22 protein-coding genes are annotated in these 24,861 nt (G+C 35.9%); 10 read left to right on the plus strand and 12 right to left on the minus strand.

The annotated features are described in order from the left end of the window. Positions 1-2 precede the first annotated feature (2 nt). From BLV64_RS06510 to BLV64_RS06525, 4 genes are all read right to left on the minus strand, one after another. A complete protein-coding gene (locus BLV64_RS06510; RefSeq protein ID WP_092133393.1) occupies positions 3-626 on the minus strand; it encodes a DUF4097 family beta strand repeat-containing protein in 624 nt (207 codons plus the stop codon). 106 nt (positions 627-732) lie between these two features. Beyond that, the gene (locus tag BLV64_RS06515; protein WP_092133394.1) at positions 733-1,116 is read right to left on the minus strand and encodes a TraR/DksA family transcriptional regulator; all 384 of its coding nucleotides are present in this window, start codon (positions 1,114-1,116) and stop codon (positions 733-735) included. A gap of 5 nt (positions 1,117-1,121) precedes the next feature. Beyond that, entirely contained in the window at positions 1,122-4,526 is a 3,405-nt protein-coding gene (gene ileS / locus BLV64_RS06520) for an isoleucine--tRNA ligase (RefSeq protein WP_092133395.1), read from the minus strand. A gap of 104 nt (positions 4,527-4,630) precedes the next feature. Then, positions 4,631-5,125 carry a hypothetical protein gene (locus BLV64_RS06525; RefSeq protein ID WP_092133396.1) on the minus strand — a complete coding sequence of 165 codons (495 nt, stop codon included), beginning with the start codon at positions 5,123-5,125 and terminating at the stop codon, positions 4,631-4,633. Positions 5,126-5,309: 184 nt separating this feature from the next. On the opposite strand from BLV64_RS06525, the gene BLV64_RS06530 reads away from it, so the two are divergent. Further along, positions 5,310-6,239: a mechanosensitive ion channel family protein gene (locus BLV64_RS06530; protein ID WP_092133397.1), complete on the plus strand. Its 930-nt coding sequence runs from the start codon at positions 5,310-5,312 to the stop codon at positions 6,237-6,239. A 53-nt stretch (positions 6,240-6,292) separates the two neighbouring features. On the opposite strand, the gene radA is transcribed toward BLV64_RS06530, so the two are convergent. Genes radA through panC form a run of 5 tightly spaced genes read right to left on the minus strand, consistent with a single transcriptional unit; the run spans position 6,293 to position 11,041 of the window. After that, entirely contained in the window at positions 6,293-7,651 is a 1,359-nt protein-coding gene (gene radA, locus BLV64_RS06535) for a DNA repair protein RadA (RefSeq protein ID WP_092133398.1), read from the minus strand. 33 nt (positions 7,652-7,684) lie between these two features. Next, a complete protein-coding gene (locus BLV64_RS06540; protein WP_092133399.1) occupies positions 7,685-8,830 on the minus strand; it encodes an alpha/beta hydrolase in 1,146 nt (381 codons plus the stop codon). Between the two features lie 40 nt (positions 8,831-8,870). Then, positions 8,871-9,824: a lysylphosphatidylglycerol synthase transmembrane domain-containing protein gene (locus BLV64_RS06545; protein ID WP_092133400.1), complete on the minus strand. Its 954-nt coding sequence runs from the start codon at positions 9,822-9,824 to the stop codon at positions 8,871-8,873. A gap of 4 nt (positions 9,825-9,828) precedes the next feature. Beyond that, positions 9,829-10,179 carry an aspartate 1-decarboxylase gene (gene panD / locus BLV64_RS06550; RefSeq protein ID WP_092133401.1) on the minus strand — a complete coding sequence of 117 codons (351 nt, stop codon included), beginning with the start codon at positions 10,177-10,179 and terminating at the stop codon, positions 9,829-9,831. A gap of 13 nt (positions 10,180-10,192) precedes the next feature. Then, positions 10,193-11,041, minus strand: coding sequence for a pantoate--beta-alanine ligase (gene panC, locus BLV64_RS06555; protein WP_092133402.1), 849 nt, complete (start codon positions 11,039-11,041; stop codon positions 10,193-10,195). 111 nt (positions 11,042-11,152) lie between these two features. Here panC and BLV64_RS06560 point away from each other — a divergent pair, with 111 nt between their 5' ends. The 7 genes from BLV64_RS06560 to BLV64_RS06590 all read left to right on the plus strand — a co-directional run bounded on the left by BLV64_RS06560 (position 11,153) and on the right by BLV64_RS06590 (position 22,156). Beyond that, positions 11,153-11,962: a glycogen/starch synthase gene (locus BLV64_RS06560; RefSeq protein WP_092133403.1), complete on the plus strand. Its 810-nt coding sequence runs from the start codon at positions 11,153-11,155 to the stop codon at positions 11,960-11,962. 18 nt (positions 11,963-11,980) lie between these two features. Further along, positions 11,981-13,636 (plus strand): BamH family beta-barrel-assembly machinery protein, encoded by a 1,656-nt coding sequence (locus tag BLV64_RS06565; RefSeq protein WP_092133404.1) that lies wholly within the window; start codon positions 11,981-11,983, stop codon positions 13,634-13,636. A gap of 11 nt (positions 13,637-13,647) precedes the next feature. Further along, the gene (gene glmS / locus BLV64_RS06570) at positions 13,648-15,495 is read left to right on the plus strand and encodes a glutamine--fructose-6-phosphate transaminase (isomerizing) (RefSeq protein WP_092133405.1); all 1,848 of its coding nucleotides are present in this window, start codon (positions 13,648-13,650) and stop codon (positions 15,493-15,495) included. Between the two features lie 169 nt (positions 15,496-15,664). Then, positions 15,665-18,466, plus strand: a complete 2,802-nt coding sequence (locus tag BLV64_RS06575; protein ID WP_092133406.1) for a TonB-dependent receptor — start codon at positions 15,665-15,667, stop codon at positions 18,464-18,466. Positions 18,467-18,478: 12 nt separating this feature from the next. Further along, positions 18,479-20,089 carry an SGNH/GDSL hydrolase family protein gene (locus BLV64_RS06580; RefSeq protein WP_092133407.1) on the plus strand — a complete coding sequence of 537 codons (1,611 nt, stop codon included), beginning with the start codon at positions 18,479-18,481 and terminating at the stop codon, positions 20,087-20,089. Positions 20,090-20,269: 180 nt separating this feature from the next. Then, positions 20,270-21,778: a F0F1 ATP synthase subunit beta gene (gene atpD, locus BLV64_RS06585; protein ID WP_092133408.1), complete on the plus strand. Its 1,509-nt coding sequence runs from the start codon at positions 20,270-20,272 to the stop codon at positions 21,776-21,778. A gap of 84 nt (positions 21,779-21,862) precedes the next feature. After that, positions 21,863-22,156, plus strand: a complete 294-nt coding sequence (locus BLV64_RS06590; RefSeq protein ID WP_092133409.1) for a F0F1 ATP synthase subunit delta/epsilon — start codon at positions 21,863-21,865, stop codon at positions 22,154-22,156. A gap of 78 nt (positions 22,157-22,234) precedes the next feature. On the opposite strand, the gene BLV64_RS06595 is transcribed toward BLV64_RS06590, so the two are convergent. The 3 genes from BLV64_RS06595 to BLV64_RS06605 all read right to left on the minus strand — a co-directional run bounded on the left by BLV64_RS06595 (position 22,235) and on the right by BLV64_RS06605 (position 23,521). Then, the gene (locus BLV64_RS06595; protein ID WP_092133410.1) at positions 22,235-22,675 is read right to left on the minus strand and encodes a LexA family protein; all 441 of its coding nucleotides are present in this window, start codon (positions 22,673-22,675) and stop codon (positions 22,235-22,237) included. Positions 22,676-22,805: 130 nt separating this feature from the next. Then, positions 22,806-23,012, minus strand: coding sequence for a helix-turn-helix domain-containing protein (locus tag BLV64_RS06600; RefSeq protein ID WP_092133411.1), 207 nt, complete (start codon positions 23,010-23,012; stop codon positions 22,806-22,808). A 2-nt stretch (positions 23,013-23,014) separates the two neighbouring features. After that, a complete protein-coding gene (locus tag BLV64_RS06605; RefSeq protein ID WP_092133412.1) occupies positions 23,015-23,521 on the minus strand; it encodes a DUF2975 domain-containing protein in 507 nt (168 codons plus the stop codon). Positions 23,522-23,775: 254 nt separating this feature from the next. On the opposite strand from BLV64_RS06605, the gene BLV64_RS06610 reads away from it, so the two are divergent. After that, positions 23,776-24,318: a hypothetical protein gene (locus BLV64_RS06610; RefSeq protein ID WP_092133413.1), complete on the plus strand. Its 543-nt coding sequence runs from the start codon at positions 23,776-23,778 to the stop codon at positions 24,316-24,318. Between the two features lie 122 nt (positions 24,319-24,440). Next, positions 24,441-24,854, plus strand: a complete 414-nt coding sequence (locus BLV64_RS06615) for a putative signal transducing protein (RefSeq protein ID WP_092133414.1) — start codon at positions 24,441-24,443, stop codon at positions 24,852-24,854. Positions 24,855-24,861: the final 7 nt, after the last annotated feature.

Below are 24,861 nucleotides of genomic sequence, written 5' to 3' on the forward strand. Positions count from 1 at the left end.
GGTTATTTTTCGATTTTTATTAGCTTAATATCACCGTGAATACTATTGAGTTCGATGGTATTGGCACCATAAACTAGTGGAACTTTAGTTAAAGTCCCATATTTTGAATGCGCTTTAACTCGGGCATAGTTGGTATGCACTTCGACATCACCATTAATTGTATTAATTAGAGCACTCCCAAAAAAGTCTGTTAGCAGACAATTTCCTTGAGCTAATTCTACAGTAAAAAATGTATAATCCCCTTTTGCTTTTACCGACCCAATATCACTTTTCACATACACTTTTAAATGTTTTGGAATTTTCAATACCACCTCTATAGACACTACTTTATGCGCGCTTAGTTTATCATTATGATTTGCAAAAGAAGGCTTGAATACGCTAGAAATATATAGCGTGCTGTCGGTAATTTGTTGGAAAACCGCAATTTCCGGAGTATACTCCCCTTCAATTTTAGTTAGCAATTGAACCATTTTAGAATCTTGAGTTTGTATGTCTATTTTAAACATAGAATTCCCATCAACTACAACACTATTCACTTCCGAGGCATCAAAAGTCTCATCTACTTGCTTTTGAGCTACAAGATACGAACTAAAACACAGACATAATACAATTAAAAAAGCCTTCATTTAGATGTTAAAATAGGAATGTAATATAAGGATTCAAAACACAAAACGCTTCAATTTAGAGTTGAAGCGTTTTGTAATGGTGTAAATTTAAAACAACGGTGCTGTATTACTTCTGCAAGTTTTTAGCTTCTATACTAAGCGTTGCATGAGGTACGAGCTCCAAACGTTTTTTATTAATAAGCTTACCTGTAACTCGGCAAATACCGTAGGTTTTATTCTCAATTCTTATTAATGCATTTTTAAGATCGCGAATAAACTTCTCTTGTCTAATAGCTAATTGAGAGTTAGATTCTTTACTATTAACTGCACTCCCTTCATCGAAGGCTTTAAACGTTGGCGAGGTGTCGTCCGTTCCGTTATTCTGATCGTTAATATAAGCACTCTTAATAAGCTCTAAATCGTGTTGTGCTTTTTCAATTTTATCTAGAATTAATGTTTTAAATTCTAATAAATCTTTATCTGAATATCTCGATGTGTTTTCTATTGTCATAATTTCTAAATTTTTTGAATAAACAACTTGGTATGTACTGTATCGAATTCAACATCTATACCGTTATTTAATTCGTCCATAATTACAAGCTCATTGGTTAAAGTTTCTGCTTTTATGTAAGCTTCATTCGCTTTTACCGCCTCATTAACTTGCTCGTCCTTTAGAAGTTTCACATTAATTCTATCTGTAACTTCAAAACCAGAATCTTTTCTTAAGTTTTGAATACGATTTACGAGTTCTCTTGCGACACCTTCTTTTCGTAATTCGCTAGATATGGTAACATCTAAAGCAACGGTGTAAGCGCCTTCATTTGCAACTAACCAACCTGCTATATCTTGTGAGGTAATCTCTACATCACTGACTTCTAAAGTAATAATTTTTCCGTTACAATTTACATCATGTTGCCCTTTTTGCTCAATATTTTTAATATCCTCAGCAGTCATTTTAAGTATCTCGCTGGCAATCAACTTCATATCCTTCCCAAAACGTGGCCCTAAAGCTTTAAAATTTGGCTTTACTTGCTTCACTAATATGTCTGAAGCATCGTCTAACAGCTCTACTTCCTTAACATTAACCTCGTGTTTTATTAAATCTGCTACCGCCAAAATCTCCTCACGTTGCTGTTCGCTATCGATAGGAATCATAATTTTTTGTAATGGCTGGCGTACTTTTATCTTCTCTTTAGCTCTTAATGACAACACTAAAGATGAAATGGTTTGCGCAGCTTCCATTTTACGTTCTAAAGCTTTATCAATAAACGCAGAATCACTTTCTGGGAACCTTGACAAATGTACACTTTCAAACGCTTCTGATTGTGTCGTTTTTGTTAAGTCTAGGTAAAGTTTATCCATAAAGAAAGGAGCTATTGGCGCACCTAGCTTCGCAATGGTTAACATACACGTATATAGGGTTTGGTAGGCCGATATTTTATCTGTTTGATAATCACCTTTCCAAAAACGCCTTCTACTTAAACGCACATACCAGTTACTTAAGTAATCTTGAGTAAAATTAGATATTGCTCGTGCAGCCTTTGTAGGCTCGTATTCGGCGTAGAAAGCATCTACTTTTTCAATAAGCGTATGTAACTCTGAAAGAATCCAACGGTCTATTTCAGGGCGTTCTTCTAGAGGCACATCGTCTTCAGCATACGTAAACTTATCGATATTTGTATATAATTGAAAGAACGAATAGGTATTGTATAAGGTTCCAAAAAACTTGCGTTTCACTTCTTCTATACCATCCACATCAAACTTTAAGTTATCCCACGGATTAGCATTTCCAATCATATACCAACGTGTCGCATCGGCACCGTAAGTCTCTAAAGTCTCAAAAGGATCTGTAGCATTCCCTAGACGTTTCGACATTTTTTGACCGTTTTTGTCTAACACTAATCCGTTAGACACCACATTTTTATAAGCCACAGAGTCGAAAACCATAGTTCCAATGGCATGTAGCGTATAAAACCAACCACGTGTTTGGTCTACCCCTTCCGCAATGAAATCGGCAGGAAAGGCTTTATTATCATCTATATTCTCTTTGTTTTCGAATGGGTAATGCCATTGTGCATAAGGCATAGAACCAGAATCGAACCATACATCTATTAAATCACTCTCACGACGCATTGGTTGTCCCGATGCAGAAACTAAGGTTATCTCGTCGACAATATTTTTATGTAAATCTAGTTTCGCATAGTTTTCTTCTGAGTTATCACCCACCTGAAAATCTTCAAAAATATCTTTTTCTAAAACGCCCGCAGCAACTGCTTTAGCCATTTCAGATTTTAGCTCTTCTACCGAACCAATACAAATTTCTTCTTTACCATCTTCGGTTCTCCAGATAGGCAAAGGAATTCCCCAATATCTAGAACGCGATAAATTCCAATCGTTAGCGTTTGCCAACCAGTTTCCAAAACGTCCTTCACCTGTAGACTTCGGTTTCCAGTTAATGGTTTTATTAAGCTCGTGCATACGATCTTTAACATCGGTAACTTTAATAAACCAAGAATCTAACGGGTAGTATAATATAGGCTTATCGGTTCTCCAACAGTTAGGGTAACTGTGTTTATATTTTTCAACTTTAAATGCTTTATTCTCTTCTTTTAATTGAATAGCAAGCTCCACGTCTACAGAACGCTCGGGTGCTTCACCATCGGCATAGTACTCATTCTTAACGTATTTACCGGCATACTCCCCCATTTCCGGTCTAAATTTACCTTGTAAATCTACTAAAGGCACCAGATTATCGTTTTCATCTTTAACTAGCATTGGTGGAATTTCTGGAGAAGCTTGTTTTGCTACCAAAGCATCATCGGCACCAAATGTTGGTGCGGTATGTACAATTCCTGTTCCGTCTTCGGTAGTTACGAAATCACCAGAAATCACTCTAAAAGCATTCTCAGGATTATCGTTTGGCAACGCATACGGCAGTAACTGCTCGTATTTAATACCTACAAGATCTTTACCTATAAACTCTTTAACCACGAAGTAAGGTATTTTCTTATCTCCATTGTTATAGTCTAACAATTCAGCTTTGGTTTCTACCCGCTTAAATTTACCGTCAAACTGTTTATTCACTAAGGGTTTTGCCAAAATCACATTCATAGGTTTAAATGTGTATTGGTTATAAGTTTCTACTAAAACATACTCTATTTTAGGCCCTACAGTCAAGGCTGTATTACTCGGTAAGGTCCACGGTGTGGTCGTCCACGCTAAAAAGAAAATATCGCCTTCATTCTGTAAAAAATCTGGTAATGTATTTTCTACGGCTTTAAATTGAGCAACCACAGTAGTATCGGTAACATCTTGATAAGTTCCCGGCTGATTCAGCTCGTGAGAACTTAAACCTGTACCCGCTTTTGGCGAATAAGGCTGAATCGTATAGCCCTTGTATATTAAGTTTTTATTATAAATTTCTTTAAGCAACCACCATACACTTTCCATGTATTTAGGCTCGTAAGTGACGTACGGATTATCCATATCAACCCAATATCCCATTTTCTGGGTCAGGTCATTCCACACATCGGTATAACGCATTACGGCTTTACGGCACGTTGCGTTATAATCTTCAACAGAAATTGTTTTCCCAATGTCCTCTTTAGTAATACCGAGTTCTTTTTCCACACCAAGTTCTATAGGTAAACCGTGAGTATCCCATCCGGCCTTACGCTTCACTTGAAACCCTTTCATGGTTTTATAACGCGGAAAAATATCTTTAATAGCACGTGCTAGAACGTGGTGCACACCTGGTAATCCATTTGCAGAGGGAGGTCCTTCAAAAAACACGTAAGGTTGGCTACCTTCACGTGAAGTAACACTCTTTTCAAAAATATCATTCTCCTTCCAGTAACTTAGAATTTCTTCTGCTACATTTGGTAAGTTAAGTCCTTTATATTCAGGGAATCCTGTGCTCATTTTTTCTAATTTCTGATTCGAGTTGCGAAATTAAGGAATTTTACGAAAAAAAGATGTGTGTTCCCGCTTAAAAACAGTCTATTATAAAAATTATAAATAGAGACCTAACGCGCTGATTTAAATTGTTTTTTAAAAAGTTTGGCTTTATTGAGTAGGATTTTCTCATAAGACTTGCTCAGATTAACTCGAGACAAGGTCGAACCCTTTTTAACATATAACTTTTTCGCAGCTTCCGAATTTGTATTTACAGTTATAAAAACCAATCTATTATCTTTATAGTAATAGTTTTCTGTAATGGTCCGGTCTGTTTTTTCAACATTTTTTATATGAAATAACTCCCGTCCATCCGGACTCATTCTTTCTTGATAACTAAAAGTTCCTACGTCATTAAATCCTGAATCGTCGGTTAATACCCCCTGGCTTAGGTTAGTTTTCAAACGCGTATCTGCAGCAAGTTTAGACACATATCTATCAATATCCTTGACATAGGCATCATTATTTATTTTGGGCCCACACGCGACGATACTTAAAGCTACAAGAACTAATAAAATAGAGTTTACTTTCATTTGTTGGTTTTTGAATGATTCTAAAAATAACATCTTTTTATGTTTTTGAAATAGTTATTATGATAATCTTAAGTTTTAATACGCCATAAACCCATCACATTCTCTTTCTTTTACCCTAGCCACCCTAACACACTCACAAAAAAATCACTGCTAAACCAAAAAATGGGTCCTAATTTAGTATCTTAAATGACGAAAACAATAGTCTAAAATCTACGCAATGCTTATACTCAATCTGGCATCTCAAAATTTCTCAGAAACCATCACACAATCTTTCGCTAATTTTTATACGGAATTTACCAACCAACTCCCGGGAATTGGAATGGGGATACTAATAGTCATTATTGGTACTTTAATAGCTACCTGGCTTGGTCAATTTGCAAGAAAGCGTATCGCTTTTAGAACCCAAGACCCTTTAATGAGCCAGTTTTTAAGTAAAGCTTTAAAATACACCTTAATAACAATTGCCATTATTTTAGCTTTAAAAGCAGCGGGCCTAGGTGCGATTGCTTCGGGGATATTTACAGCCGCAGGTGCTAGCGCCGTTGTTTTAGGGTTCGCCTTTAAAGATATTGGACAGAATTTTATTGCAGGAATCATCTTAGCTTTTAGCCGACCTTATGATATTAATGACACAGTGGAGATTGGGGAGAACTTCGGAAAGGTAAAAGCCCTAGAATTTCGATATACTAAATTAAAAACTTTTGATGGTAAAGACGTTTACATTCCAAACAGCGACGTCTTAACAAAACCTGTAACTAACTACACTGAAGACGGTTTTTTTCGTTGGGATTTTGTAGTTGGAATAGCTTATGAAAATAACATTACTGAAGCCAAGCAAATCATTCTAGAAACCTTAAAAAAGGAGCCGAATGTTATTACCGATGCCGATCATCAAAATTTTGTTGTAGAAGATGCTTTAGACACAAGCACCGTAAACTTAAAAGTCTATTTTTGGGTTGACACCAAGGACTTTAGAAAAATGGCGCTAACTACTAAAGGTTCGGTAATTAGAAGCGTAAAAGAAGCACTAATAGCCGGTGATTTTTACATGCCTGCCGATATTCAAGAAGTTAAAATCTATGGCGCCGAAAAAGATTTCCCTATCCGTATTTCTAGAGATGAAATTGAAGATATAAAAAACAACTAATCGATTTTTACTAATCTACAAACCCATACTAAAACTCTTAAAGCATAGTTATTCTAGCTCAGGTAATCGACTAAGTCTTCTACTTTAGAAATCAATTGTATTTTTATCGCGGTATTTTTCAGGGCTATCTTATTATATTTAGACACAAAAATGGTTGAAAACCCTAATTTTTCAGCTTCTAGAATCCGCTGTTCCACGCGTTGCACAGGTCTAATTTCTCCAGACAGCCCTACCTCTCCTGCAAAGCAGTAATCACTAGGCAGCGCATCGTCTTCATTAGACGATAAAATAGAAGCTACCACTGCCAAATCAATCGCGGGATCATCGACGGTTATTCCCCCAGTAATATTTAGAAACACATCTTTAGCCCCTAGGCGAAACCCTGCACGCTTTTCTAGGACAGCCAATAACATATTAAGACGCTTTGCATTAAACCCTGTTGCACTACGCTGAGGTGTACCATAAACTGCTGTACTTACCAATGCCTGAACTTCAATCATTAAAGGACGCATACCTTCAAGCGTTGCAGCGACCGCGTTACCAGAAAGCTCTTCATCTTTTTTAGAGATTAAAATTTCACTCGGATTAGTAACTTCACGCAATCCAGAGCCTTGCATTTCATAAATCCCCAATTCGTTAGTAGAACCAAATCGATTTTTCTGCGCTCTCAATATGCGAAACACGTGATTGCGATCGCCTTCAAAATGAAGTACCGTATCGACCATATGTTCCAAAATTTTAGGACCTGCTATATTACCATCTTTAGTAATATGACCTATTAAAATCACTGGTGTCGCGGTTTCTTTTGCGAATTTTATTAGTTCGGTAGTACATTCTTTAATTTGAGAAATACTTCCACTCGACGACTCGATATAATCACTATGGAGGGTCTGGATAGAATCTATAATCACAATATCGGGCTCTAATGCCTCAATTTGCTTAAAGATATTTTGCGTTTTTGTTTCGGTTAAAATGTAACAACTTTCATTATCAGGATTAATCCTATCGGCACGCATTTTAATTTGCTTCTGACTCTCTTCACCAGAAACATACAACGTTTTATAGGGTAATTGTAACGATATCTGCAGCAGCAGTGTACTCTTTCCAATTCCCGGTTCTCCTCCTAGCAAGGTTAATGAACCCGGTACAATCCCACCACCCATCACACGGTTAAACTCACCATCACGGCTGTCTAATCGGGCCTCCTGAGAGGCATCGATATCTTTAATTTTTAAAGGTTTTGATGCGCGTTTATTTGTACGTGAAGGACTTTTCCAACTGCTTTTTTCGGGCGTCTGAATCACTTCTTCCACGATAGTATTCCACTCTTTACACGCAGAACATTGTCCTTGCCATTTAGAGTATTGCGAACCGCAACTCTGACAAAAAAATGTTGTTTTTACCTTTGCCATAAATATAATTCCTTAAAACGAAAATTTTATAGGTTATAATCCGAAATCTACTTTTAATTGCTGAGAAAGCTCTAGCATTTGATCTTTAGTAATACCACCGACCTCTTGAAGCACATAGCCCGATTGATAGGTTTTCATCGCCTTTTTAGGATGCCCTGTAGTTTCATAATAGCGACCTAAATAATAATGACCTAGAAGTGTTTCCGGATATTGTTTCCTAGCTAATTTCCCTAAGTCCTCGAAGTAATCAAACTGCTCTGTTTTATTAATTGTAGCCGCAATAGCTCTAAAATCATTAATTGAAATTTGCTTTTTAATACCAAACAACTCCTCGATAGTTTCATACTTTTCTATCAAATAATCGACAGGGGAGCTATCCAACTTCAACAGGGTATTTTGATACTCTTCTTTTGAAATAGGCTGAAAGACTAAAAAGATACTTTCTAAAGCTTTTGGAAGCGCATAAGCCGGTAATGAGTAATGTGAAGGACCGTCGAAATTATCGTAGGCCTTTAATACATTTTTATTATCTATTGCCGCTAACTTTACTTGTAAGGCTTCAGTTTTTTCTTTTAAACTTTTTACATCGTTAGAAGACGTTGCTAAGTAATAAAAGATTTTAGACTCGATACCATTTAATCGATCGCTTAAAAAACTCTCCATATCGGGAGCTAAATCTGGACTTAAAGCAATATAAGCCTGAAATAAAGGGTCTTCTTTAAATAAAAAATAATTTATAAAGTTTGCAGTTTTATCATGACCAATAGCCACTTTAAACTTTTCGGTTCTGTACGTTTTATTTATGTAAGGCATCAACTCCTGACCAACAAAATTAAAAAAAGCTTCCCCTTTATCTATAGGTAAGGAATTTAACTCTGAAAAAGCAGTGTCGTCATCTCGCTTACTAAATTGGCTCACCCCAACAACGATGCACTCTGGAATATCATCCCAATAGGCATAGTAGTCAACAGTTCCTGCAACCAATTCAAATAAATAATCACCATCGAAAGTAAATACAATAGGATAGCTTTTATCGCTTTTATCGTAACCTCTAGGCAACTGAATTTTTAACTGTCTCGACTCCCCTAAAATTTGGGATTCAAAATTTTTATAACTTATTTGAGCTGTTATTTGTTGAAAAGAAAATACAACTATAAAAAGGAAAATGAGTTTTCGCATTAATCGTATATTTTTTGAATTTAAGTACGCAAGGTACAAATTATTTCTTTCGATTGTAGATCGGCAAATACAATAACGATGCTCCTCCTAAAACTATAATCATTAAGGTTTGTGAGGTCCACATAATCCAACCAAATGCGCGACTTGGATCTTCTGAAAGTCCGAATAATAAAAAGGCAATTACTATAGCTTCTGGATACGACCCAATACCGCCATTTGTAGCAGCAATACTAAAAGTCGCTAATATAAAACCCACTAAAATAGCTCCTACAGGCACCGCATTAAGCCCTGCAACAGATAAACTTGTAACATAAAACATTAACAAATACATCCCCCAAATAAAGAAGGTATGAAAAATGAACGCCCCTTTTTTCTTCATTTTAAAAATACTAAGAGCTCCTTCTATTATACCATTAACGAATTGCTTGATTTTTAACCCAATACCTGCTTTACTTCGTCTAATAAAGAAAAGAAACACCCCCATTAAAAGCAACAGTAAAACACCGCCGACTATTAATTTTGAAGAATCAAATTTTTCAATAAAAAAGGCATAGATAAAATCGAATTGTAAAAATAGAGTTACAGTAATAATCAATAGTAGAACAATTAAATCAGCAACGCGCTCGGCAACAATAGACCCAAAGCCCTTATCAAAAGGCACATTTTCGTAATTGGTTAAAATACTTGCTCTAGCAACTTCTCCTGCTCTTGGTATGGTATAATTTACGAGATATGTAGCAAAAACGGCCATTATACTATTTCCTAATTTCACTTTATACCCCATAGGCTCCAGCATAAACAGCCAGCGATAGGCACGAGACAAGTGACTTAACAAGCCTAAAAACAGACCTAAAACAATATAAGTGTAGTTGGCAGTTTTAAAGTAACCCAACAGGTCTTGAAAAGATAATTTTGACAACGAATAGCCTATTAAAAAAACTCCCAAAAGAATTGGGAGTAGTATTTTAAGTATTTTTAATAGGCTTTTATTCACGTATCTAATTTAATAGGTTAGTCTCCTCATTAGGAAAGACTAACGACGGTTTAAACACTTTAGCTTCTTCAATATCCATAAACGCATAAGTTATTAAAATAAGCACATCGCCTGGCGACACTAGTCGCGCTGCGGCACCATTTAAAGTGATTTCTCCAGAGTTTCTAGGTCCAGGAATAGCGTACGTTTCTAAACGCGCTCCGTTATTATTATTTACAATTTGAACTTTTTCGCCTTGAATAATATTTGCGGCTTCCATTAAATCTTCATCAATAGTAATACTGCCAATATAATTAAGATCAGCACCTGTAACTTTTACTCTGTGAATTTTAGATTTTACTACTTGTATTTGCATGTTGCAAAGATAATTAATTAAGTGCTAGATTATCTATTAATCTTATGTCGTCTGCGTATGCCGCAACAAAAGCACGATAGTTAGTATTATTTTCTTTTGTTTCAATAGGTTTTAAGGTCTTTACATCGGCTATTATAAAATATTCTAAGTCTAATAACTCATGCCTAGCAAACTCATCTTCAACCCATTTCACTATGTCATCAGCATTTTTTATGCCAAACTGCTCTTTGGCAGCCATTAGTGTTTTATAAATAAATGGAGCCTCTTTTTTATAATCGGGCTTTAGTCGCACGTTTCGAGAACTCATAGCTAAACCAGAAGCTTCCCGATGAATTTCACAACCTACGATATTGACAGGTATTTGGTGTTTCTCGACTAATTTTTTAATGATTGCTAATTGCTGGAAATCCTTTTCTCCGAAATACGCGTTATCGGGAGTAACAATTTCAAACAACCGTTTAACAATGGTACCAACACCGTCAAAATGACCATCGCGAAATTTTCCTTCCATTTCGTGTTCTAGACCATCAAAATCAAACTGCTCTGCTTTTGTTTGTCCTTCGTAAACATCTTCTACAGAAGGAGCATAAACGATAATGTTTTCAGATAAAGTTTTCAAAAGATCAACATCGCGATCCAATGTTCTAGGGTATTTTTCAAGATCTGACGCATTATCAAATTGTGTCGGATTGACAAAAATACTTACCACGGCAAAATCATTGTGCGATAACGCTTCATTAACCAACGACAAATGCCCTTCGTGTAGCGCCCCCATAGTCGGTACAAAACCAAACGTAAACCCTTCATACTTAAGTTTGTTAATATGGTTTTGTATTTCGACTTTATTATTGTAAACAGTCATATTTAATATAAAATTAACGGGTGCAAACTTAATATATTAGTGGCAATCTGCATAAAATTTTGTACTTTTGCGTGTTTTTTATTTTGAATTTCAAAAAAAACCATACAATTTATGAAAGATAAGAGAATATTATATGTGTCGTCTGAAGTGGTACCTTACTTACCTGAAACAGAAATTTCTTCAATGTCGTTTGAAACACCAAGAATGGTTAACCAGCAAGGGGGACAGATACGAATATTTATGCCTCGCTATGGTAACATAAATGAAAGAAGACACCAGTTACATGAAGTTATTCGTTTATCTGGAATTAACTTAGTTATTAACGATCTTGATATGCCACTAATTATAAAAGTAGCCTCTATACCAAAAGAGCGTATTCAAGTCTATTTTATTGACAATGACGAGTATTTTAAGAGAAAAGCAACTTTAACAGACGAGGACGGCAAACTGTTTAGCGATAATGATGAACGTGCTATATTTTTTGCGAAAGGCGTTATTGAAACCGTTAAAAAATTAAACTGGTCTCCAGATATTATACACATCCACGGATGGTTAGCTTCATTATTACCTTTGTACTTAAAGCAATTTTATAAAGACGAACCTTTATTTAACGAAAGTAAAATTGTAACCTCTGTATACAATCAAAGCTTCGAAGACACGTTAAATAAAGACATGATTAACAAAATAAAGTTTGATAATATCGCAGACGAGGCTATAAAAGTATTAGAGAAACCCACTTATAATAATATAATGAAAGTCGCTATAGACAATTCTGATGCCTTAATTATAGGGTCGGAAACTATACCTGATGAATTAAGTGATTACCTAAAGGACTCAAATAAACCGGTATTAGACTTTAAAGAAAAAGACGAGTTTGCGGAAGCTTACACTGAATTCTACAACACTAGTGTTTTAGATTAATTCGACCTCATTTACATTATGAAAAAAATAAAATTTAGCTATAAATCTTTAGCTTTTCTAAGCTTAATTTCAGTATTTACAACATCCTGTGACAAGGACTTTACTAATATAGAAAGTGGTTTAGAAGGTATTAAGAATTTCGATGGTTTAAGCCAGTCATTCCCCTTGGTAACATACACAAAATCAGCAACTCCTTTTTCCTCGAGTCCTAATGATTTAGTTGGTATTCAAACAAATAATTTATCAAGTGGCTTTTTAGGTGTTTACGCTGACCCAAATTTAAACGAATTTGGAAGAACGACTGCCTCAATAGTGACACAAATAATTCCTAATCAATTCAATCCTACGTTTGGAACAAATCCTGTTATAAAGTCGGTTGTATTAAACATTCCTTATTATTCAAATGCTTTAGAAACCGATGAAGACGGAAACACAACTTATGAACTGGATTCTGTAGTAGGTGACACTTCAGTAGCATTTAAAGTTGCTGTTTATAAAAATAATTATTTATTAAGAGACTTAGATCCTTCAACCAATTTTGAAGATCCTCAATCTTATTTTTCTAATCAAGAAGATCTATTTTACAGTCAACAAGGAGAATTGTTATTTGAGGACAATGCTTTTAAAATATCAAATTCAGAGACTAAGGTCATGAACCCGAATGACACTTCTCAAATTCTTGCCCGTTATGCCCCATCATTTAGAGCGGAACTCCATGATCCATTTGGAGCAAATGGGTCATTTTGGAACGATGCCATAATTGCTTTAGAAGGCGGATCAGAGTTAACCAACGCTAATAACTTTACCAACTATTTTAGAGGTTTAATCATCAAGATAGACCCGGATGGAATCGCGACAAATGGTAGTTTAGCTCTTTTAGATTTTAGTAAAGCAACCTTAACATTAGATTACACTAATGATGAAGAGATCGAACAAGAGATACAGGATGAAAGTGATGATGTAACACGTCTCATATTTAATTTAAATGGTAATCGCGTTAATTTATTAAAGACAACAAATAACACTGTCGACCTAAACGGAGACCCTAATGCCGGTGATGACAATTTATACCTTAAAGGTGGTGACGGTACAATGGCAGTAATCGATTTATTTAACGGTTATACTGAAGATGAAGAAGGCAACCTAATTCCTTCTCTTGAGTATTTTAAAAGCAAAAAAAATAAATGGATAATCAATGAGGCTAATCTTATATTTTACGTCAATCAAAATGAAGTGCTAGGTGACGAACCAGACCGTGTAACACTCTTCAATTTAAAAAATAACGAACCTATTATTGATTTTTATTTAGACGGAGGTATAAGCACAACATCTCCTATAGACTCAAAAACAAGTTTTTCTGAAGTTCTAGATAGAGACAGTAATGGCAATGGAGTAAAGTACAAGTTTAGACTAACTGAGCACATTAATAACATTTTTTTAAAGGATTCCACTAATGCTAAATTAGGTCTATATATTGCTTCTAATATAAACATAGCACAAACTTCAAAAATCCAAGGGAGTATTACTGATGAAGAGGATGAAACTGTATTAACGAAAATACCATCGACTTCTGTTTTATCTCCCAAGGGAACTATATTACATGGAAGTAAATCAACTTTACCTGAAGGGCAACGTGCAGAATTTGAAATTTATTATACTAAACCAAAAAACTAAATTAAGCTATTATGTGTGGAATAGTTGGATATATTGGCCATCGCGAGGCCTTCCCAATCGTACTTGAAGGGTTAAAACGATTAGAATATAGAGGTTATGATAGTGCAGGAATTGCAGTATATAACGGAGAGAACATTGAGCTTTGTAAAACCAAAGGCAAAGTTTCAGACTTAGAAAACAAAGTTAAGGCAGAGATGAATACATCCGGAACCGTTGCCATAGGTCATACAAGATGGGCTACTCACGGTGTACCTAACGATGTTAACTCACACCCACATTACTCAAACTCTGGAGAGTTAGTAATTATTCACAATGGTATTATTGAAAACTATGCGTCTCTAAAAAAGGAATTAATTGCAAGAGGCTATACCTTTAAATCGGATACGGATACTGAAGTTCTTATTAATTTAATAGAGGACGTTCAGAAGAACGAAAACGTAAAGCTTGGTAAAGCAGTACAAATCGCATTAAACCAAGTTATTGGTGCTTATGCTATTGCTGTATTCGACAAAAAGAAACCCAATGAGATTGTTGTTGCCAAACTAGGAAGCCCACTGGCTATTGGTGTTGGTGAAAACGAATTTTTTATTGCTAGTGATGCGACTCCATTTTTAGAATACACGAAAAAAGCCATTTACCTTGAAGATGAGCAAATGGCCATTGTACGCCTTAAAAAGGGTATTAAAATAAGAAAAATTAAAACAGATTCTGTTGTTGCACCTTACGTTCAAGAATTGCAAATGAATCTAGAGCAAATTGTAAAAGGTGGCTACGAGCATTTTATGCTTAAAGAAATCCATGAGCAACCAAATGCAATTAAAGACACCTACCGTGGACGTCTAAATGCAAAAGAAGGTTTAATTAGAATGGCTGGGATTGATGATAATATCGAAAGATTCCTAAATGCTAATAGAATTATAATTATTGCTTGCGGAACGTCGTGGCACGCAGGATTAGTAGCCGAATATATTTTTGAAGACTTAGCTAGAATACCTGTAGAAGTGGAATACGCTTCTGAATTTAGATATAGAAATCCAGTTATTACAGAAAACGATGTCGTTATTGCGATTTCTCAATCTGGAGAAACTGCTGATACCTTAGCCGCTATTAAATTAGCTAAATCTAAAGGAGCCTTTGTATTTGGTGTATGTAATGTGGTTGGATCATCAATCGCAAGAGAAACACATGCTGGTGCTTACACACATGCCGGTCCAGAAATTGGAGTAGCATCAACAAAAGCCTTTACGACTCAGATTACTGTATTAACACTAATCGCTTTAAAATTAGCTAAAGAAAAAGGAAGTATTTCACATTCTAATTTCCATTATCACTTACAGGAACTAGAGCTAATTCCTGCTAAAGTAGAGAAGGCTTTACTACAAGATGATCATATTAAGAAAATAGCAGACATCTATAAAGATGCTAAAAACTGTTTATATTTAGGAAGAGGGTTTAATTTCCCTGTTGCATTAGAAGGTGCATTAAAACTTAAAGAAATTTCTTACATCCATGCCGAAGGTTACCCAGCTGCAGAAATGAAACACGGCCCTATTGCTTTAATTGACGAGCATATGCCTGTATTTGTTATAGCTACAAAAAAGGGTCACTACGAAAAAGTAGTGAGTAATATAGAAGAAATAAAAGCACGTAAAGGAAAAATTATTGGTATCGTTACCGAAGGTGATGAAGCAGTTAAATCTATAGCTGATCATGTGATTGAGGTTCCTGAAACCTTAGAATCACTATCACCACTATTAACAACAATACCGCTACAACTCCTTTCCTACCATATTGCAGTTCTATTAGATCGCAATGTAGATCAACCAAGGAATTTAGCTAAATCGGTGACGGTGGAATAACCCCCTTAGATTTACAACTTATAAAAACCTCTAATTAATCATTTTAAAAATGATTAATTAGAGGTTTTTTTTTATTTGGAATTAGTATGCAAGCATAATTATATTAACTTTTTTTTAAGATAATGTTAAAAAACGTATATTGTTCTAATAATTTAACTAAATCTATATCATGAAAACAATTTTATCACTCCTTTTTATGCTTTTTTGCGGGGTCAGCTTTTCGCAAACAACACTCACTGGAACGGTTCTCGATAGTAACAGCCAACCCATACCAGGGGCCAATGTTATAGTGTTAGGATCTTCGGTGGGTACCGTAAGTGACTTTGATGGAAATTTCACATTAAAAGTCAACCAAGACCCTCCATTTACAGTGCAAGCAAGTAGCGTAGGTTTCTCTACAGAGAACATCGCGGTAACCTCAAGCAGTCAAACCTTAGACTTTATATTAAGCGAAGGTAGTATACTAGATGAAGTGGTAATCTCCGCATCACGAACACCAGAGCGTATTTTCGAATCGCCAGTAACCGTGGAAAGATTTGGTTTAAAAGAAATAAAAAACACGGCCTCGGCAGATTTTTACGATGGACTAGAAAACTTAAAAGGCGTAGATGTAAACACCAACAGTTTAACCTTTAAATCGATAAACACTCGTGGATTTGCAACTTTTGCAAACACACGTTTTATGCAATTAGTGGATGGTATGGACAACTCATCTCCAGCACTTAACTTTCCTATTGGTAACCTAGTAGGTATGATAGAAACCGATGTTCTTAGCGTCGAGCTTCTTCCAGGAGCATCATCAGCACTATATGGTGCCAATGCCTTTAATGGTATTTTATTTATGAGAAGTAAAAACCCCTTTGAACACCAAGGTATAAGTGCTTTTATTAAAAAAGGAATCACTTCACAAGAAGCTTCTGGAGATAATGATTACACCGACTTAGGGATTAGAATGGCACATAAGTTTACAGATAAATTTGCTGTTAAAGTTAATTTCGGATATTTAAAAGGTACAGATTGGGCAGCGACTAATGAAACCGACAAATTTTCTCCAGGCCGAACGCGTGCCGCATATAACTATGACGGTATTAATGTTTATGGAGATGAAGTTTCTACAAACATTCGCGCTGCTTCTGGTTTAGGAATTATACCTGATGTAGAAGTTTCTAGAACAGGTTATAACGAAAACGTCTTAACCGATTATAAAGCAGAAAGTATTAAAACCGACTGGGGACTTTACTTTAGACCTATTACAGATAACAGCTTAGAATTATCCTATGTGGGTAAATACGGTACGGGGTCTACAATCTATCAAGGAACTAACCGATATAATATTGATGGTTTCTCTCAGCAACAACATAAGCTAGAAGTTAAAAATGACAATTTTACTCTACGAGGCTATGTGGTTTCTGATAAAGCAGGAGATTCTTACGACATGGTATTTACTGGAATTAATATAAACCGCGCATGGAAAAGTGACAAACAATGGTTTCAGGAATACATCCAAACATTTGCAGGAATTAACCTTAGTGGAAATCCTTTAAATCTAACTGAACAACAAAAACATGATGCTTCTAGAGCCGTTGCAGACACCGGCCGCTACCTACCAGGAACTCCTGAGTTTAAAAACGCATTTAACAAATCCATTCAAGACCCTGATTTATCTACAGGATCACGATTTCAAGATCAATCAAAGTACTATCACGCGGATGGAAATTACAACCTCAGTCATTTAATTGATTTTGCTGAAATTCAAGTAGGTGGATCATACAGACGCTACAGTTTAAACTCTTCCGGAACTATTTATACCGATAAGGATGGTGCAATTGACTATTCTGAAGCAGGAATATACACTCAAATTCAAAAAAACCTTGATCTTAACGACACTATGGAGTTAAAACTAACAGGGTCGGTACGCTATGATAAATCAGAATTTTTCGACGGTTTCTTCTCTCCTCGTCTTTCTGCAGGTTTAACAGTTAACCGAGACCACAACATTAGAGCCTCGGTACAAACAGGTTTTAGAAACCCGACTACTCAAGATTTATTTATAGGATTAGACGCAGGTAGAGCTGTTCTTATTGGATCGGCACCAACAAATTTAGATCGCTATTCTAGAACATACGATGTTAGTACTGAAGGACAAATGGATGTCTCTAATGGTGGTGCAGGACAACCTTCTACACTAATCCAAACCGGACGAGCAGCATACGAGAATTCGTATTCAGCATCATCTGTTGAAGCCTTTGCTTTATCTGGAAACACTAATGATTTAAAAATTGGAAATTCAGCAATAGTAAAACCGGAACAAGTTACCTCTGCCGAAGTCGGATATAGAGGAAAACTTAACAAGGTCATCGCTGATGTTAGTGTGTACTACAACACTTATAAGGATTTCATTTCAGGAGAAAACGTTGTTGCGCCATTATATGGTAATGTTGACGCCAATGGTGATGGTGTTGTAGACTTAGACCCGATGGCACTTAAAGCTTTACAAAACGCAGATTTTAATGCTTACCAAACGTACACCAATTCTAAAGCTAATGTTAATTCTTATGGTGCCTCTTTAGGTTTATCGACTAAAGTATTAGGAGATTTTGATTTATCTGGAAATTATACTTTTTCAAAACTAGATTTTGATGAAAATGCATTTCCTGATTTCGAAACTAGCTTTAACACGCCAGAACACAAAGTAAAAGCCTCTTTTGGTCACACCAATTTATTCGAAAACTTCGGATTTAACTTGGCGTGGAGATGGAGTGATAATTATGTATGGCAAGCTACATTTGGTGACGGAGAAGTTCCTGCACACAATGTGGTCGATGCTCAAATCAACTATAAGATTCCTAGTTTAAAATCTACTTTTAAAGCCGGTGCTACAAATATACTAGGTGATGAATATTTCACAGCTTTTGGAACCGGATTTATCGGGTCTCAGTACTATGTATCTTGGACAATTAATAATTTATAATAGAAAATGACTATGAAAACTAAATATATATGGCTTCTTGCCGGAATTATTAGCTTTACAGCATGTAGTAGCGATGATGATGCTGCACTTTCTGTACAACCCCTACCAGAATTAACTCGCGGAAGCGCAAATTTCTCAACTTATGTTTCCTTAGGAAACTCGCTAACTGCAGGCTACTCTGATGGCGCCCTATTTAAAATAGCACAAGAAAACTCTATGCCACGCATTCTAGCCTCACAATTCGCACTTACTGGAGGTGGTGAATTCACACAACCATTAACCAATGATAATGTTGGCGGCTTATTAGCTGGAGGCTCACCACTCCCTGGCTTTGGTCCGCGATTGGTTTTTGATGGCGCCGGACCCGTGCCCATCACAAATCTTAACCCTGGGGCAACTATTACAACAGACATTGTATTAAATAATCCGACAGGTCCGTTTAATAATATGGGCGTTCCTGGAGCTAAAAGCTATCATTTATTAGCACCTAATTACGGTGAGTTATCGGGTTTATTTGCCTCACCACCAACAGCCAACCCTTATTTTGTAAGGATGGCTAGTTCATCATCAACCTCTGTGCTTGCCGATGCTATGGCTCAAGCACCAACCTTCTTTTCATTATGGATAGGAAACAACGACGTATTAGGTTACGCGGTATCTGGTGGCGATGGTACTAACCCAATTACAGACCAAGCGACTTTTGATTTTGCATATAACACCTTAATAAGCACACTAACCACAGGAGGTACAAAAGGCGTTGTCGCAAATATTCCAAACGTAGCTTCTACACCGCATTTTACTACGGTACCCTACAACCCTCTTTCGCCTTTAGACCCTAACTTCGGACCGCAAATTCCAACATTAAACATGGTATTTGGAGCTTTAAACCCAATATTTAGTGCGGTAGATCCGGATCGTGTGATTATTTTTTCAGAAACAGATGCTAGTGCAGTTGTTATTAAAGACGAATCGTTAGCAGACATATCAGGGATCATTACTCAACAACTAAATAACAGCCCGACATTTCCTGCGTTTTTAGCACAGTTTGGATTACCACCATCAGCAGCTCCAACGGTAGCCGCTTATTTAGGTAATGCTTACGGACAATCCAGACAAGCAACTCCAGAAGATTTATTTGTGTTACCAAGTTCTAAGGTTATAGGTACAATCAATACTTCATCGGTAGCCGCATTAATGCAGCAAGGCTTTTCTCAAGCACTAGCAGCTCAGTTTTCGGTAGAAGGCGTTACGCTTCCGCTAGAAGACAAGTGGGTGTTAATTCCTAGTGAGCAAGCAGAAATATCGGCAGCGACAGCAAGTTTTAATGCCACCATTCAAGCAGCAGCAAACAATGCTGACCTTGCTTTTGTAGATGCTAATAACATATTAAATCAACTTGCACAATCGGGATTACAATCGGGAGATTATATTTTAACATCCGATTTGGTAACTGGTGGCGCTTTCTCTTTAGATGGGGTTCACCTAACGTCTCGAGGCTATGCTGCGATGGCCAATGAATTCCTAAAAAGTATCGATGCAAAGTACAATTCCAATTTTGAAGCCTCAGGTCATTTAGTAAATATAGCAAATTTCAACACAAACTATTCGGCTGGATTGCAATAATTTACAATAAAATCCAAGCATTTTAAAGGCCTTTAACCGTGTAAAACAGTTAAAGGCTTTTTTGCTTTCAAAAAAGGTTTAAAAAACCACTTTATTTTTAAATTAAATCCACTATCTTTGCACGCGAAAACAAGTCGTGTTTTCTGTTAATTAAACAGCATAATATTAAATAGATAAGTAATGTCAAAAGTTACAGGTAAAGTTGCACAAATAGTAGGTCCAGTTATCGATGTTGAATTCGAAGCAGGTTCTGAACTTCCAAAAATTTACGATTCATTAGAAATTAAAAGACCTGACGGTTCTATTCTTGTATTAGAGGTACAGTCTCACATTGGTGAAGATACTGTGCGTACTATCGCAATGGACTCTTCAGATGGTTTAAGTAGAGGTACTGAAGTTCACACTACAGGAGCGCCAATACAAATGCCAATTGGAGGAGATGTTTACGGACGTTTATTTAATGTTATTGGTGATGCCATTGACGGTTTAGGAAATTTACCTAAATCTGGAGATAATGGTTTACCAATTCACAGACAAGCACCAAAATTCGAAGATTTATCAACATCTACGGAAGTATTATTTACAGGTATTAAAGTAATTGACTTAATTGAGCCTTACGCAAAAGGAGGTAAAATTGGTTTATTTGGTGGTGCCGGAGTAGGTAAAACTGTATTAATCCAAGAGTTGATTAACAATATTGCAAAAGGACACGGTGGACTTTCTGTATTCGCAGGAGTAGGTGAAAGAACACGTGAAGGAAACGATTTACTTCGTGAGATGTTAGAGTCAGGAATTATCAAATATGGTGATGACTTTATGCATTCTATGGAAGAAGGTGGATGGGATCTTCAAAAGGTTGACAAATCTGTAATGAAAGATTCTAAAGCAACTTTCGTATTCGGACAAATGAACGAACCACCTGGAGCACGTGCGCGTGTTGCCTTATCTGGTTTAACAATTGCTGAGTATTTCCGTGATGGTGCTGGTGAAGGACAAGGAAAAGATGTATTATTCTTCGTTGATAACATCTTCCGTTTTACACAAGCCGGTTCTGAGGTATCTGCATTATTAGGTCGTATGCCTTCTGCGGTAGGTTACCAACCAACATTAGCAACAGAGATGGGTGCGATGCAAGAGCGTATTACATCAACAAAAAGAGGATCTATTACTTCTGTACAAGCGGTATACGTACCTGCGGATGATTTAACCGATCCAGCTCCAGCAACAACGTTTGCTCACTTAGATGCAACAACAGTATTATCTCGTAAAATTGCAGAGTTAGGTATTTACCCAGCGGTAGATCCTTTAGATTCTACATCTAGAATTTTAGCTGCAGATATTTTAGGTGATGAGCACTATGATTGTGCAACTCGTGTAAAAGAGTTATTACAACGTTATAAAGAATTACAAGATATTATTGCCATCTTAGGTATGGAGGAATTATCTGAAGAAGATAAATTAGCCGTGAATAGAGCAAGACGTGTACAACGTTTCTTATCACAACCTTTCCACGTAGCTGAGCAATTTACAGGTATCCCAGGAGTTTTAGTAGATATCAAAGAAACTATTAAAGGATTTAATATGATTATGGACGGTGAATTAGATCACTTACCAGAAGCAGCATTTAACCTTAAAGGTTCTATTGAAGAAGCTATCGAAGCAGGAGAAAAAATGTTAGCTGAGGCATAATTAGTAGTGAGAAATTAGTACTGAGACTTATTAATCTCAATATTTCAAAATGACTAATCGCTCAATACACAATACTTAAACACTATGTATTTAGAAATTGTATCACCAGAAGCAACATTATTTAGCAGCGACATCGATTCTGTTACTGTACCAGGTATCAACGGTGAATTTCAAATGTTAAATAATCACGTTCCTATCGTATCGCTTTTAGCTCCAGGAACTATTAAAATTAGTACGCATAATCAAGGTCAAATCGCATCTGATAAATTACATGCTACTATTGTTCCGCATAAGGATGATAACAAAGTGCTTACCGTAGCTATACAGTCGGGAACACTTGAATTAAAAGATAATAAAGTTATTATATTAGTAGAATAATAATCCCATTATAAGGTATAAAAAACGCGAAGTTCTAAGCTTCGCGTTTTTTTTGTGTTTATATTTTAGTATTACAAACTATACTTTTTTAATCACATTCGTAACAATTCCCCAAATCACAAAATCGTTAGCATCGGTGATTTTAATTATCGGATAGTCTGGATTCTCAGGTTGCAACCAGACTTCCCCTCTCTCGACACGCAAACGTTTAACCGTAAACTCACCGTCTAAAAAACACACAGCTATTTTATTATTCGCTGGTTGTAAACTGCGATCAATAACCAAAAGATCGTTATCATCGAGCCCTGCTCCCACCATCGACTGTCCGCTAACCTTCGCATAAAAGGTCGTTTCCTTATTTTTTACTAGGGTTTCATCTAATGACAATCGGTTTTCAACAAACTCATCAGCAACCGATGGAAAACCAGCAGAAATACCTGCATCGACAAAATGAGCACCCAGCCCTTCAATATGGTCGGGTGTAAAAAATGTTAGGTGTTCTGACTTGTGTAAAATCATATAACAAGGATTTTTGGCGTATTAATGAAAAATTATCTCCTAAAGATACGGTATTTTAATACAGTTCTAAAAATGTAGAACAAAGATAAACAAAATAAGACTCGGCAAACCCATCTATAACCCCGCTATACTAATCTGCTACGTATTCCATAATATCACCGGGCTGGCAAGCCAAAGTCTCGCAAATCGCTTCAAGGGTAGAAAATCGAACAGCCTTTGCTTTACCCGTTTTTAAAATAGAAAGATTAGCCGTTGTAATCCCTATACGCTCCGCCAATTCGTAACTTTTCATATTCCGCTTCTCCAACATCACATCTAAATTAATACGTATAGGCATAATTAAATAGTTAGTTGATTTTCTTCTTTTGCTAGTTTCGCAATTTTGAAGGTTTCACTTAAGATTAAAAAAAACAGTCCTAAACAGATTGTAAATAAATACGGAATTATTCCTAGGTTAATTTGTAGCTCACTTTTTACTAATAAATGAAATAAAAAGAAAAATACGGCACTTAAAATGCCCGAAACAATAAGTAAATTTCCTATTTTCTTATAGGTGTTTATAACATAAGTGTCAAAAGGTTTAACCTGTTGAAAATAACGCAAAGTCTTCCTAAACAAATAAAAGCTATATATTAAAACATACAGCATTACCAATAGAAATACCGTCACCAGCTTTAAATACCATGGCGTAATAACAACACCTTGCTCTAAAACATTATAAATTTTTAGAGCCTCTACATCAAAAAAGATATATACGCTAAAAAATAAACCTAAAAGCAAAAAGGGTATACAGGATACAAACCAAATAAAGTCTACTAACGATTTTAAAATAATAAGTTTTCTCATACCATACCGATTTAAAAATTAATACTGACCAATTAAATTGACAGTCTAGGGGGAATAGAATAAAACAGCTAAGATCAGGTCGCTGTTATTCGGAACCTAAAACTTATCGTTTAACGATAACAAATATACATAAATTATTGTAAAACGATAATTTCCTATAAAAAATAGTTTACAAATTTTTAATTTAAGCCAGAACAGTCCTTCATTTAAAATATGAACCCATAAAAACTGATGCTTTATTATATATTTACTACATGGAAAAACGACCTGTAATTATTTCTGAAAGAAAACGTCCTTTTTGGCGATTAATACTTGCCTCTATTTGTTTTACATTGGCCTTTACCTATATTTTAGATTTTATTCTCCTTGTTTTTTTCGACTTATCCTTCCTAAATCATTCAACGCCACAACTTATTTCCCCATTGTATTTAATTGGTTTTGGGGTATCCCTAAGTATACATCAGCGTATTTACATTGACATAGAACATTCTAAATTTAGAACCACAAAAGAAATAGGCCCATTAAAAATTGGACGATGGATAACCATAAAAAATTATGAGTACGTGTCCTTATTCACCGAAAAATTACGTGATGGATCTACCACCTTTAGCGTTAATTTATGGTATGACAACAATTGCCATTTCTCCTTATACAGCGAACCTTATTTTGAATCGGCTTTAGAGATTGCCTATCATCTCTCAGAAGAATTAAATATTGATTTACTGGATGCTACAATAGCTCATGACTTCAAATGGATAGATAAAGAGGCGCTAAAAGCCCAAGAAACCACACCCTAAACACTTATGATTATAAACCTATAATTCTCCAATAGAAAGCTATTAAGTTATCACGCTCTTCGCTACCTTTGTAAAGCAACCGTTCTACATGTGGGACACAAGCCATTAATAAACAATCTAATATGAGTGACCTCTTCAAAACCATAGCGCGATTTCAATACTCCTCGGAAGCCCAGATTATTAAAGGCCGTCTAGAATCTGAAGGCATTCAAGTGTTTTTAACCGATAATTTAACTATTGACACCGACCCCTTAGTTAGCAATGCTATTGGCGGTGTAAAACTTAAAGTTTATGCAACGCAAGCATTAGAGGCTCAACATATTTTAGAAACCATAAGAAAATACGCCATAGACGATGAAGGTGATGTTATAACATGTCCCCAATGCCTTAGCAAAGGTATTTCTAAAATTTCAACCATTACCGACTTGAAGTCATTTACCTCCTTTTTATTAGGTTTTCTCACTGGTAAACTTCCATTTTATGCTAAAGACAACTATCAATGTGACAACTGCCATACCGTAGTTGACATTCATTAATACACTA

It is taken from the genome of Bizionia paragorgiae (assembly GCF_900107625.1).
Taxonomy (GTDB): Bacteria; Bacteroidota; Bacteroidia; order Flavobacteriales; family Flavobacteriaceae; genus Bizionia; species Bizionia paragorgiae.

What these genes read in the sequence shown, in the direction of transcription:
- BLV64_RS06510 (WP_092133393.1), bottom strand. Translation starts at nt 626, where the DNA reads ATGAAGGCTTTTTTAATTGTATTATGTCTGTGTTTTAGTTCGTATCTT.
- BLV64_RS06515 (WP_092133394.1), bottom strand. Translation starts at nt 1,116, where the DNA reads ATGACAATAGAAAACACATCGAGATATTCAGATAAAGATTTATTAGAA.
- ileS (WP_092133395.1), bottom strand. Translation starts at nt 4,526, where the DNA reads ATGAGCACAGGATTCCCTGAATATAAAGGACTTAACTTACCAAATGTA.
- BLV64_RS06525 (WP_092133396.1), bottom strand. Translation starts at nt 5,125, where the DNA reads ATGTTATTTTTAGAATCATTCAAAAACCAACAAATGAAAGTAAACTCT.
- BLV64_RS06530 (WP_092133397.1), top strand. Translation starts at nt 5,310, where the DNA reads ATGCTTATACTCAATCTGGCATCTCAAAATTTCTCAGAAACCATCACA.
- radA (WP_092133398.1), bottom strand. Translation starts at nt 7,651, where the DNA reads ATGGCAAAGGTAAAAACAACATTTTTTTGTCAGAGTTGCGGTTCGCAA.
- BLV64_RS06540 (WP_092133399.1), bottom strand. Translation starts at nt 8,830, where the DNA reads ATGCGAAAACTCATTTTCCTTTTTATAGTTGTATTTTCTTTTCAACAA.
- panD (WP_092133401.1), bottom strand. Translation starts at nt 10,179, where the DNA reads ATGCAAATACAAGTAGTAAAATCTAAAATTCACAGAGTAAAAGTTACA.
- panC (WP_092133402.1), bottom strand. Translation starts at nt 11,041, where the DNA reads ATGACTGTTTACAATAATAAAGTCGAAATACAAAACCATATTAACAAA.
- BLV64_RS06560 (WP_092133403.1), top strand. Translation starts at nt 11,153, where the DNA reads ATGAAAGATAAGAGAATATTATATGTGTCGTCTGAAGTGGTACCTTAC.
- BLV64_RS06565 (WP_092133404.1), top strand. Translation starts at nt 11,981, where the DNA reads ATGAAAAAAATAAAATTTAGCTATAAATCTTTAGCTTTTCTAAGCTTA.
- glmS (WP_092133405.1), top strand. Translation starts at nt 13,648, where the DNA reads ATGTGTGGAATAGTTGGATATATTGGCCATCGCGAGGCCTTCCCAATC.
- BLV64_RS06575 (WP_092133406.1), top strand. Translation starts at nt 15,665, where the DNA reads ATGAAAACAATTTTATCACTCCTTTTTATGCTTTTTTGCGGGGTCAGC.
- BLV64_RS06580 (WP_092133407.1), top strand. Translation starts at nt 18,479, where the DNA reads ATGAAAACTAAATATATATGGCTTCTTGCCGGAATTATTAGCTTTACA.
- atpD (WP_092133408.1), top strand. Translation starts at nt 20,270, where the DNA reads ATGTCAAAAGTTACAGGTAAAGTTGCACAAATAGTAGGTCCAGTTATC.
- BLV64_RS06590 (WP_092133409.1), top strand. Translation starts at nt 21,863, where the DNA reads ATGTATTTAGAAATTGTATCACCAGAAGCAACATTATTTAGCAGCGAC.
- BLV64_RS06595 (WP_092133410.1), bottom strand. Translation starts at nt 22,675, where the DNA reads ATGATTTTACACAAGTCAGAACACCTAACATTTTTTACACCCGACCAT.
- BLV64_RS06600 (WP_092133411.1), bottom strand. Translation starts at nt 23,012, where the DNA reads ATGCCTATACGTATTAATTTAGATGTGATGTTGGAGAAGCGGAATATG.
- BLV64_RS06605 (WP_092133412.1), bottom strand. Translation starts at nt 23,521, where the DNA reads ATGAGAAAACTTATTATTTTAAAATCGTTAGTAGACTTTATTTGGTTT.
- BLV64_RS06610 (WP_092133413.1), top strand. Translation starts at nt 23,776, where the DNA reads ATGGAAAAACGACCTGTAATTATTTCTGAAAGAAAACGTCCTTTTTGG.
- BLV64_RS06615 (WP_092133414.1), top strand. Translation starts at nt 24,441, where the DNA reads ATGAGTGACCTCTTCAAAACCATAGCGCGATTTCAATACTCCTCGGAA.